8 protein-coding genes and 1 CRISPR repeat array are annotated in these 11883 nt (G+C 55.8%); all 8 genes read left to right on the plus strand.

The features are described 5' to 3' along the window. Window positions 1–396: 396 nt before the first annotated feature. The 8 genes from cas3 (at window position 397) to cas2 (ending at window position 10594) form a co-directional block, all read left to right on the plus strand. Complete coding sequence (gene cas3 / locus CJ255_RS19220; protein ID WP_097645709.1) at window positions 397–2562, plus strand: type I-D CRISPR-associated helicase Cas3'; 2166 nt, start codon at window positions 397–399, stop codon at window positions 2560–2562. Window positions 2563–2568: 6 nt separating this feature from the next. Beyond that, window positions 2569–5751 carry a type I-D CRISPR-associated protein Cas10d/Csc3 gene (cas10d, locus tag CJ255_RS19225; RefSeq protein WP_097645710.1) on the plus strand — a complete coding sequence of 1061 codons (3183 nt, stop codon included), beginning with the start codon at window positions 2569–2571 and terminating at the stop codon, window positions 5749–5751. A gap of 6 nt (window positions 5752–5757) precedes the next feature. Further along, complete coding sequence (gene cas7d / locus CJ255_RS19230) at window positions 5758–6783, plus strand: type I-D CRISPR-associated protein Cas7/Csc2 (RefSeq protein ID WP_097645711.1); 1026 nt, start codon at window positions 5758–5760, stop codon at window positions 6781–6783. A gap of 9 nt (window positions 6784–6792) precedes the next feature. Further along, complete coding sequence (gene cas5d, locus CJ255_RS19235) at window positions 6793–7455, plus strand: type I-D CRISPR-associated protein Cas5/Csc1 (RefSeq protein ID WP_097645712.1); 663 nt, start codon at window positions 6793–6795, stop codon at window positions 7453–7455. Between the two features lie 131 nt (window positions 7456–7586). Beyond that, on the plus strand, window positions 7587–8399 hold the full coding sequence (gene cas6, locus CJ255_RS19240) for a CRISPR system precrRNA processing endoribonuclease RAMP protein Cas6 (RefSeq protein ID WP_165774811.1): 813 nt from the start codon (window positions 7587–7589) through the stop codon (window positions 8397–8399). Between the two features lie 103 nt (window positions 8400–8502). Next, the gene (gene cas4 / locus CJ255_RS19245; protein ID WP_245863587.1) at window positions 8503–9108 is read left to right on the plus strand and encodes a CRISPR-associated protein Cas4; all 606 of its coding nucleotides are present in this window, start codon (window positions 8503–8505) and stop codon (window positions 9106–9108) included. A 142-nt stretch (window positions 9109–9250) separates the two neighbouring features. Beyond that, window positions 9251–10291 carry a type I-D CRISPR-associated endonuclease Cas1d gene (gene cas1d, locus CJ255_RS19250; protein WP_165774812.1) on the plus strand — a complete coding sequence of 347 codons (1041 nt, stop codon included), beginning with the start codon at window positions 9251–9253 and terminating at the stop codon, window positions 10289–10291. A 9-nt stretch (window positions 10292–10300) separates the two neighbouring features. Further along, on the plus strand, window positions 10301–10594 hold the full coding sequence (gene cas2, locus CJ255_RS19255; protein WP_097645716.1) for a CRISPR-associated endonuclease Cas2: 294 nt from the start codon (window positions 10301–10303) through the stop codon (window positions 10592–10594). 593 nt (window positions 10595–11187) lie between these two features. After that, window positions 11188–11817: direct repeats of the CRISPR family, unit length 37 nt; unit sequence GTTCATTGGCATAAAAATCCGCACGGCGGATTGAAAC. Window positions 11818–11883: the final 66 nt, after the last annotated feature.

Below are 11883 nucleotides of genomic sequence, written 5' to 3' on the forward strand. Positions count from 1 at the left end.
CTTTAGTCGGCTTCCCATCGCTGCCAAAGACCTCAGAGGCTGTCTGAAAAGTCTATGGTTTGGCGTTGGAGTGCCGACTTTAGTCGGCTTCCCATCGCTGCCAAAGACCTCAGAGGCTGTCTGAAAAGTCTATGGTTTGGCGTTGGAGTGCCGACTTTAGTCGGCTTCCCATCGCTGCCAAAGACCTCAGCCGACTAACGTCGGCACTACGATGGTCGCCCATGGACTATTCAGCATGACAGGCTGCTGGGATACTTGAAAATTTCTGCTTCCCTTAGTGTGGCAAGTGTAGCCCAAGTATAGCATTGTTAAGGGGAAGGTTCGTTGACAGGTGCAACAGGGCGCATTTGTGACGAGCTCATCGGGTATACTGCCAAGAGATAAGGAGGTGTGGTTATGCAGATAGTGACTCTTCCGGTCTACTCGAAGTTGGCGGACGCGACGCGGTTGCCTGCGAAGTTAGCCGCATGTTTGCCTCAAGGTTACCAGTTGTCACAACACCAGGTGGAGACCTATGAGGCGTTGTGTAGCGATGATCTGGATGTGGTGATCAACACGGCGATGACGGGGGATGGGAAGAGTTTGGCGGCGTACCTGCCCACACTACTTGACCCCAAGCGTGGGGCGTTTGGTATGTACCCAACCAATGAGTTGGCGCTTGATCAACGTCGTCAATTTGATGACTACAATAAGGCATTTGCCAGTCAACTCACTTTTACGAGCCTTTCAGGTGAACGCTTGGGTACATTTATTGCTGAGCGCCCTGAATTTGAGCGTCGTGCCGAAGCACTGGCGGCATTGATGGCTGATCATCAGGTTCTTTTGAGCAATCCAGACATGTTTCATCTGATGATCAACTATCGTTATGGCTCAAAAATCCTCTCGATTCAAGAGTTGCCTGCGCTTGTTAATGCATACTATAAGCATTTCATCTTTGATGAATTTCATACGTTTAGTACGCCACAGATGGTTGCGGCAATCACGGCGATGCTCTTTCTTTGTGCAACAGCGGGGGCCAATTCAGCGCAACGGCCACGTTTCCTCTTCTCATCAGCAACCCCAAATGCGGTCTTTGCGAAGCTATTGCGCCAGAGCGGTTTGCGGGTGAAAGAGATTCAGGGTAGCTATAGCAATACAGATGGTGATGAATATCGACAGGTATTGCATGGTACCAAGCTCACGCTACACCAGTTGAGCGAAGCGCAGAATCTTGAACAATGGATCAAGAATAATCTGGCACTTATTGAGAACCATTGGTCTTGTGCTGATGGCCCACGTCCGCGTGGCGTCATTATTGTGAATAGCGTTGTTGAGGCGCGTCGTATTGCGCGGATGCTTTCTGAGCAATGCAAGCATCTGAAGATTGGTGAAAATACCGGCCTGACCGATAGCGAGCGACGCCATCAGGCAATGAGGGAGGCTGACCTGATTGTCGGCACCTCTACCATTGATATCGGAATAGATTTTAATATCAGCTTGCTTATCTTTGAAGCGCCTGATGCTGGAGCGTTTTTACAGCGGTTTGGGCGCTTAGGGCGGGTGCGACGCAATGAAGTGCCCTTTGCAAACTATGAGGCGCATGCGCTATTCAATAGTAAGACGCCTTGGATTTACGATAATCTAAGCAAGGCATTGAAAGATCGTCAGATTGACGCTGGGGATGTGGTTGATCGTCCAGTGACCCTGCGTGATGCCGTGCTTGAGGCGTTTCCGACAACGACGAGTTTTCAACGCTACATCAAGCGTTGGGGGGCGCTCCAGGCGGCCCATCTCATTGCCGGGCTTGAGGATAAGCGCCTTGCGGGGAGTCATGCTGAAGTAGCGCATCAACTGCGTCAACAGTATCAGCAAACCTTGGATCTCAAGAGTATGGGAGGTGTCCTTTATCGTTACCGGCAGTTACTCAACGGCAAGAATGAACCAGCCAGCCCACAATGTAAGGCGCTTCTGGATGAAGTTCTCTCATTTCGTGGTAGCTCACCGTTTCAGGCGGTACTCTGGGATGACACGACCGAGCCAGCAACGTTCCTGAGCTACGATGCCTTGGTGATTGCACAGAATAGCGATCTTACGCTGGCCGATGCTGAGCCATTTCATACTGCGCTGAAAGAGCGCTATGCTGATGAGCAGACGCGGCACGCAATGTTAGAGCGCTTTCGCTATGCGCTCACGCGAAATGGCGAGCCGTTGGTTCTTTACGTTGAGGCCTTCTGGTCTGAGCGTGAGCGTCTGATCTTGCAGATCGATCATTTTGAGCCCAGTCTGCAACTGAATGAAGCCATCCTTCTTACGGGAATCTCGATCAAACAACCCCGCAATGAAGAGACGAAGCAACTGAATATGGTTCTACGCAAACAGCGCGTAGTTGGCTATATCACACGAAAGGAGCCAGCAGAGTTACGACGGAAACTCAAGTTGCCTTCATTTTTTCCGCTCTACCAAATTCAGGATAGCTATGAACAGACCTATACGCTGGCCCTTGGTCAGGCGGCGCTGCTGCTTGAGGCTGAGGCGTTGTGGATGAAGAATAAGGACGAGGAGACGGCACCAATCATCTGTTAGGAGTTGATGATGATTCATCAGGAGTTACTGCGCCGTGCTGTTGCAGGGCATCATCCAATGATCCAACACTTTGTCGAGACCCTGGCCCCCCATGTGCTGCTGGCCTTCAGCCGCATTCCGGCGCTTGGCGGTTCAGGAGCGGCGTTGCCGGGTGAACGTGATCCATTGTTACCGCCCGAGGCGGTAGCGTATGACCCGGAGGTTCGTGCCCGTTTTAGCCAGACCAATCCTGATCAGAGTCTTTCGGCCCATCTATTCAATGGCATCTTTGCCGGTGCGCGGGTAGCAAAATCATTGCCGCCGTCCAAACAGCTCAATGATCTTGAGTGGCAGGTCTGGATTCTTGGCTTTATCGTTCACGACTATACCAAGATTCACGGAATTGAGATAGCGCCGCGCTATATGGCTCAGATAGAGAGCATTATTGAGCAGCAAGGCGAACGTCTCAACTTTGCAGCCTTTCTCCCAACGTGGCGCGACTACCTTGACGATATCGCCTTTCTAGCCCAAAACACCCAAAAGGTGAAGGATGCGGCAATGAATTGGAGCCTCTACCCCAAGCTCCAACTTGATCAACGTCGTCTGCTTACCTTGCGGTATCTCTCATCGTTTGCCGATATTCTGGTGCATATTACGCGGCCTGCTGATGTGGCTGAACGCGATAGCCGGGGGCGTGATACCGCGCAGAATCTGCGTGCGACCTTGGGTATGCTCTTTGGCACGCAACGCCCACCCCGCCTGGCCTATCACCAACTTACTGAGGTACGGGGACTGCTTTCTAATCTGATTAACAACAGCTTGATGCATGCCCTTGAGCCCCAGGGCTACCAACCCTACCTCTTCTTCCCGGATGGGGTGGTCTATCTTGTGCCTGATCAGCAGCAAGCAAGCCTTGATCAACAAGAACTCCTTGATACGTTGTGGCGTGAAGTTGGTGCAACGTTGGCTGGTCTTGGCCAGGAGCAGTCAACTGAAGCTGAAGTGAGCGAGGATGAAAACCCAGATCTTGAGGGTGGGCTACGCATCGCTCGCACCAAGGACTACATGAAGGTGCCGCCGGTTCTCTATGAGTTGCTGAATCCAACGATGCTCCTGCTCGCAGCACGCCAAGCGGCGTTGCGGGTGCGGGCGGCACTCACCGCTGAACGGCTGGGCGCAGAGGTAGCCGATCAACAGGGGATCGCTACGAGTCGGATGCCCGCCAAGGAGAAGAAGGCTCTTTTTGAGCGCCTTGGGCACGAGGCATTGCAGCAAGAAGGTTTGCCTGGTGATGTTCGGGTTGATCAATTGGCCGAGTATCTTGGCTTTATCTGGCGGCGCATGCTCCGCTTCTGGTTTCCTAAGGCTTCATGGCCAACGTCGTTGCTCCTAGAACTGCTTGAACTGCATGAAACCATCACCCCTGAACGGGCAGAAGCGGGGCGTTCAGGAACGCCAACCGGATGGTTCTATGTCGCAGCACGCTACATCCAACGTGAACAGCTTGATCCAGAGCAACTTGAAGAGCGTATGCACGAGCTTGGCAACCGGGTCTTGCGCTACCTTGCTGAGCATAAGCTCGTACCACCAGAGGTTGGGCGCTTTGAAACGGCCTTCCGTGATTATGTTCAAGCGAATATCACGATTGACGGGACGATGCTTAGCCCGTTAGCAGAACTTGAAGCACGCTTTGTACGTGAGCTTACACAGTATAGCGAGCGCAAAGCGACCAATAAGGTACAGTGTTCACTCTGCTCGTCGCCATACGAAGCACGCCAGCAGGATAAGAGCGAGGTGCTCTTCAAACCCCAACAGTACAGCAATAAGACGCGCCTTGATACCTCGACCGTTGTGCGTGGTATCTGCCCGATCTGCGCCATTGAGTTGATGCTGCGCCAAGTGCAGCAGGGCATGCGTGCGGGCTCGGCACAAGATGAGAAGCCCATTACCCTCTGGCTCTATCCCACCTATTTCTTTACGGCTGAGACGTCACGGGTGGTACATGACTTCATCGCCTATTTGCGCGATCTGAATCTCCCGGGCTTGATCTTCAGCCACCTTGAGCGGCACGGTTTTACGCTGGAGGCGCTGGCTAGCTATGAGACCTTTGTGAATATGAGTGAAGACACAATGCTGGGTACGACATGGACTATTCGTGCCCCTGCGTTTTCAAAACGGGATGCGGCATCGCTCTTCTTTTTTACGCTCCGACCGGCAATGAGCAAGCCAAGCGATACTGATGCCTGGATCGTACCCACGTTTTATGCCTTGGCACTCCCTCTATTGCTCGATATTCAAGTGGTGACCAGCGCTTCATTCGTGCCAATCTATGGCAGTGGTGCCGAATTTCGTGGCACAAGCGTGCTTGATGCGCCCCACAGCTTTACGCGATACATTCTTGATGGTGACGAGCTACGGCTCGATCAGCTTGAAACCCAACTCTGGCGGCTCCTAAGGCTCTACCAACTCCACCTTGACGTCTTTGCCGAACCGAAGGACCTCAACTGGGGCATGTTGAATGGAGTTGCCAAAGATATTGCCACCGATCCACTGGCTGTCTTTAGCTACTACGAGCGCAAACAGCGCACAAAGAGCAGTGAGAGCCAGCAGGATAAGCCAAAGAAAGGAAAGGCCAAAGCAAAGAGTCAACCCAAGCAAGAGAGTGGCGACACGATAGCGCCTTACATGATCGAACGGTATATGGCCATCTATCAGACGCTCAGGAGGAATGACGTGACCGAATTTATCGCTCAGTTGGTTGATGATTATGCGGCCTTCTATCGCGCCGATTATCGTCACCTTGGTTCAGCCTACACTGTATTACGGCCTTTGGGGACGGCGATTGATGTCACCAAGCGCAGCAGCCCCAATACTGCCGAAGAGGATCTGATCCTCTTGATTGCCGGAGCGATCAACGACGAGATGGATCGGGTGCGTAACGATGCGGCAACGAGTGGCGGCTTTGACCCCATTATCACAGATAAGAGCCGTGGCACCTATCCTGAGCGTCTTGATCTCTCAATGCAGGCGATTGCCCATTTCGCACGCCAGTTTGTTCAGCGTTGTTTCAAGGAGTATTGCAAGGGTGATCGTGGCATTCTACGTGAACGGGCTAACCGCATCCGTTCGGCTGCGAATTTTCACTACCTTGCTACCTATGCTCGTTTCAATACTACCGCTCAGGCTGATGCCACTACTACCCAGGAGTAACCACCCATGAGTTTCCTCGAAACATTGGCGACCAACACGACCATCTTCCACCCCGACATTCCGCTGAAACCGGCAGGCCGCTATGTTCACTTCATTTTGCTCCGTGAGACCGAGTCCTTTCCGCTGTTTCAGACTGATGGGAGTCTGAATGTGATCCGTGTGCGGGCTGGGCTGCATGATGCCAACAAGGATCCAATCACACGCCTGATACTCTTCAAGCGTAAGCAATCCTCGCCTGAGCGTTTAACCGGGAGAGAGTTGCTCCGTTCTACCGGCGTGATTCATGATGACAAAGCAGCCAAGGATGATCGCTTCTGCGAATACAACAGCGCAAACTTCTGCAAGCAGTGCCCCGACTGCATTCATTATGGCTATGCCATTGGCAGTGAGGGTGCCGAGAAGTCGAAGGTCTATGTGGATACCGCCTATTCGATTACGCCTTATGAACTCTCACACAAGGCTTTTGCGTTTAATGCGCTCTTCGAGCATGGCACCATGACGGATCAAGCCACCGGAAAGACGCGCAGCAGTTTTGGCGAGCAGGATTACGTTGTGCCGCAGGTCTTCTTTCCCAGCATCGTTACGTTGCGCGATCCGACTTATGCTGGCTTTCTGTATATTTTTGGGAACCTACTGCGTACTGAGCGTTATGGCGCACAGGAGACCCGCACAGGGCGCGTGTATAACCATCTCGTAGGGGTCGTGTTTAGCAATGGCGAGATCTTTAGCAACCTGCGCTTTACCCAAGCAATCTACGATCTTCTGCGTGAGCAAGTGGTTGTCTCCGCGCAGCAGTCGCCCGATGATCTGCTTGAGCGTGGAGCGGTATTGGCAGCGGCGTCCCAGAGCTACGAGACGCTGATTGCCCAAGAGCCGATTACACGTGATCAAAGCTTTATGGGTACACAGGCTCGTGAGTTGCAGCAGGAGGTGGTTTCGCTCTATAGCAATGCTGATCAGACACGGGCGTTAGTGCAAGCCCTTGATGAGCGCACGCGGGCGTATGTAGCCAAAGCCAAAGCCACGAAGTAGGAGTAGGTGATGCACATCTATCGTTGCACGCTCACGCTCCAAGAGAGTCTCTATTTTGCAACGCGCGAAATGGGGACGCTCTATGAAACGGGGCAATATCTGCATAACTATGCACTCTCCTACGCGCTCTTCGCCCAGATACAGGTGAACTACTTTTGTGCATCCTATCGCCCAAGGTATGCCGAGGATTTGGCGCAACTTACCGCAGCGGGCATTTACGTTACCCCGGCGCACCCACTCCATGTTGACTATCTCTTAGCAACCTGGAAGATCGGTCAAGTAGGCTACTACCGTAAATCGGAGCAGTTTGGCGGACGCAACTATCCAGCAAATATTGGCCGCGCCAAAGAACTCGCCCCCGAATCCACCTTCCGCTGTTACGTCCTCAGTGGCACGCCGTTGCGTCTGCCGCGCTGGATTCGGCTGGGGAAGTGGCATAGCAAGACGCTCGTTGAGGCGCATGAGGTGGAGTTTGTTGAACAGCAGGGCGACTACCATGCGCTCTCGCCGCTCAATCCGCTCGATCTGCCGACGGGAACGCTGCGCGCCTTCGACATTATCTCGATGCCCCCCGCTAGCCTTGTGGCGAATGGGCGCTGCGCTGGGCCGCACTACGCCCTCGCCAATGGCCAAGGCTTGCCGTGCGGGATGGCCTACCGCTTTGCGGCGTAGCTTTTGGGGCTGCGCCCCAAGCCCTGTTTTCTGTTCGGTTTTGGCGGCGAAGCCGCCAAAACCGAACAGAAAGAGTCTTTTTGGGGGCGGCGCAGCCTCCCCCAAGCCCCCACCAGAGGAAGGTAATGCCCATGTCCGATTTTCCCGATCTCTACGCCTTTGTGCTGCAGCTCTATCCGTTGGAGCGTGATGTGACGCTACGCGCTCAGGGGCATGGCGCCCAGGCGCTCTTTCTTGATCTGGTGCGTCAAGTAGACCCCGTTACCTCCGAGCGGCTCCATGCGGACGCGGCCAGTAAGCCCTATACGGTCGCGCTGCTACCGGGACGGCGGCGCGATCGGGTGGAGCTGCGCGTGTCGCTGTTGCAGAGTGAGCTCTTTCAAACCTTTGTGCATGCGCTGCTGCGCCAGATGCCGGGTGAGGCGCCGTTGCGCCTAGGCCAAGCGTCGTTGCAACTGGGCGATGTCATTGGTACCCCCGCGCCCAAGGGCCACCTCTGGGCGGGCTACAGCGCCTTTAGCGAACTACACATGCGCGCCGAGGCCACCCATACGCTCCAACTGGAGTTTGCCACGCCCACCGCCATTGGCCAGGGTTCGCGCCCCGATGGGCGGCAGCGGCTGGGCATTCTGCCCGATCCGGCATTGGTCTTCCCTAGCTTAGCGCGGCGTTGGAACGAATTGGCCCCGGCTAGCGTGCAGCTTGACGCCACAGCCGTGCGTGAGGCGGCAGGCGACACGCTGATCACGCGCTACCACAGCGCATCGGCGGAGATCAACTTGGGCAAAGGGCCGCAAAAGGGCTTTGTCGGCATGGTTAGCTACGAACTCCCCCTCGACCCAAGCCAAGCCCGTCTGATCGCCCTCCTGGCCGACGCGGCGCTCTTTCTCGGCGTAGGCATGAAGACGACGCGCGGCATGGGGTTGTGTCGGCGCAGGATCTAGGGTGCGCGAGGGAACCTGGTTCCCGCGCACCCTTCATCAGTCCGAAGGGTTGTAGGGCATCGCCCTACAGATTTTGGTCACAGCCAAAAATAGAGAGATGAACATGACAGACGACTACATCCCTTTGGCGATGCTCAATGCGCTCGCCTATTGCCCACGGCGCTTTGGCTACGAATTTATCCAGAGCGAGATGCTGCTCAATGAGCATGTGGTCGAAGGGCAACTGCGCCACCAGGGGGTGGATCTCGTGGGAACCAACTGGTTGGCCGAGGCGGTGCAGGAGCGGCGCGTCTATGTTTGGAGTGAACGGCTGCGTATTGCGGGCTTTTGCGATCTGGTGGAACTCAAGGCCGGGGCCATGTATCCGGTTGAGTACAAGAAGGGCCGCTTAGGGCGTTGGCGCAACGATCACATCCAGCTTGCGGCGCAGGCCATCTGTTTAGAGGAGCGTACCGGAGAGACGATTGAGCGGGGCTACATCTTCTCCTTCGCGGCGCGACGGCGTGAAGAGGTGCTCTTTAGCGCCGAGCTACGTAGCGAAGTGGAGCGCGTTGCTGCCGAAGCGCACCGGCTCAGTGCGGCGGGCATCTTACCGCCCCCCATCGCGCAGCGCAGCAAATGCCGTGACTGCTCACTCGAGCCGCTCTGTCTGCCGGATGAGCTACAAAAACTGGCAACATTCGATGTTGGAGGTGACCAACATGTGTAGGTAGGGTGAGAGGATGCGAGGGAACCTGGTTCCCTCGCATCCTCTCACCCTCCGGCGGGGTGTAGGGCGCAGCCCTACAGGACCCACATAATTGGAGTGACACCCAATGCATGAGATTCTTGGTACAGGAGTAGAGATCCTCATGGCCACCCTCTATCTAACCGAGCAGTACAGCCTCGTCAAACTGGAAGGCGAAGCCCTACGCGTCGCGCCTTCCGGCGGCAAAGCGGGGCAGGTCGTGCGCGTTCCCTTGAACAAAGTGGAACAGATCATGGTGCTAGGTGAGGTTACGCTAACCACCCCGGTGCTGCATGCGCTGCTCGAACGGCGCATCCCGGTACACTACCTCACCGCCTACGGACGCTCGCGGGGATCGCTGGTGGCCGACTGGGGCAAAAACAGCGGCGTGCGGCTCGCGCAATACGCCATCTGTTGCGACAGCGAGCGCAGCTTTGCGGTCGCGAAGCAGTGTGTTGCGGGCAAATTGGGCAACATGCGCACCCTCATTTTGCGCTACGCACGCGGACGCGAAGCGGCACAAGAGCTTGAAGAGGCCGCACAAACCATCCGGCGCTGCCTGCGCGAACTCGATCGCCTGGCAGCACCGAATGATACCAGCGACCGGATGCATGGGCTAGGGCCACTCTTAGGGCTCGAAGGAAGCGGCAGCGCCGCCTACTACGGCATCTTCAACCACCTGCTCAAAGGCGACAACTGGCACTTCCCAGGGCGCGTGAAGCGCCCGCCAACCGACCCCGTCAACGCCCTGCTCTCCTTTGGCTACACCCTACTCACCAACCAAGTCGTCTCGCTCGTCCATGCCGTCGGCCTCGACCCGGGGCTCGGCGTCATGCACCAAGCGGGCTTTGGCAAACCGGCGCTCGCGCTTGACCTCGTCGAATGCTTCCGGCCCATCATCGTCGACTCAGTCGTGATCACGATGCTGAACACCGGGCAACTCAGCAGCAGCGACTTCAGCAACGAACTGGGCGCCTACCGGCTCAAAGACAATCCACGGCGCACCTTTCTCGAAAAGTTTGAAGGGCGGCTCAACGAAATGGTACAGCACCCCATCTTCAACTACCGCGTAAGCTACCGGCGCTGCATCGAGCTCCAGGTACGCATCTTTGCCAAACACAGCCAAGGCGAAATCGCCAACTACGTCCCCTTCACCGTACGATAAGGAGGGAAAATGGGCCGATCGGAGACAACCCAACTCTACATTGTCGCCTACGACATCCCGGAAGACAAACGGCGCAGCAAAGTCCACCGGCTGCTCTGCGGTTACGGAACCTGGACACAATACTCCCTCTTTGAATGTTGGCTCACCAAACGGCAACTGATCGAGCTACGGGCCAAACTAAGCCCACACCTCCGCGAAGATCGCGACAGCGTACGGCTCTACGTCATGTGCGGAGCGTGCCAACAGAACGTGATCACCATCGGCAGTGCAGCGCCCAACGACCCGGTCACCGTCATTCTCTGAGCGCAGGGGGAGAGCGCAGCCCCCGGTGGGGGTTTGGGGGAGGCGAAGCCTCCCCCAAAAAAACTCTTTTTGTTCCGTCTCTGAGCGCAGGGGGAGAGCGCACGATAATGTGCAGGTAGGGGGTGCGTAAGTTAAGCCCCCGGTGGGGGTTTGGGGGAGGCTTTGCCTTCCCCAAAAAAACTCTTTTTGTTCCGTTTTGGCGGCAAAGCCGCCAAAACGGAACAAAAAACGGGGTTTGGGGCGTAGCCCCAAAGCGGGTTTGAGGGCGGCAGCCCTAAACGTAATGCAAATGGGGAACCTGGTTCCCCCGCATCTCCCCCTGTCCGGCGGGGTTGTAGGGCACCGCCCTACAGACACCAGCCACACACCATGTATTCGACAGAGTACAAAGCCGAAGCAAAAAGATCGAGCGGCGCAGCATGGAGTAAATTCCCCAGAGGCTCTCGCATGAGACGATTCCGCATTGCAAAGCCAACGCAGATGTGGTACAGTAGAGACAGAAGAGCCAATGAGCCCATCAACAATGCCACATGAAGACGCCTCTCGCAAACCAGCCCTTTTACCGCTTCCTGAAGCGGTAGCGAGCGGCGAGGGTTCATTGGCATAAAAATCCGCACGGCGGATTGAAACTCGTGGCAACCGGGCTCGCTGCCCGGATAATCGTCGTTCATTGGCATAAAAATCCGCACGGCGGATTGAAACCAGCAACAGCCGGCGGGCGATGAGTTCGGGGTGTTCGGTTCATTGGCATAAAAATCCGCACGGCGGATTGAAACCGTAGCAAGGCAAAGGGGCCAGACGACGGCGGCAGCAAGTTCATTGGCATAAAAATCCGCACGGCGGATTGAAACTGAAGAGGGCTACCTCGTGGACTGGTCGGACATTCCCGGTTCATTGGCATAAAAATCCGCACGGCGGATTGAAACTGTGGTTGAGGCGACCGACGCCAGTAGCGACCCGTGTTCATTGGCATAAAAATCCGCACGGCGGATTGAAACCAATAGGCGCAATCCAGAAAGGAACCACCATGGACGGTTCATTGGCATAAAAATCCGCACGGCGGATTGAAACACCTCATGCACGGCAGGCCAGCCCAAACGCGGAATACGAAGTTCATTGGCATAAAAATCCGCACGGCGGATTGAAACATCTGCTTGGTTGCGGGCCAGCTCAAGCCCACCTGGGGGTTCATTGGCATAAAAATCCGCACGGGAGACTGTTGCATAATCCCCCCACTGCCCGTCTCGCGGCGGTTCGGCGGCGGCGTGCGCGGGCGGTGGCCGCGGCCA

This window comes from Candidatus Viridilinea mediisalina (assembly GCF_002532535.1).
Taxonomy (GTDB): domain Bacteria; phylum Chloroflexota; class Chloroflexia; order Chloroflexales; family Chloroflexaceae; genus Viridilinea; species Viridilinea mediisalina.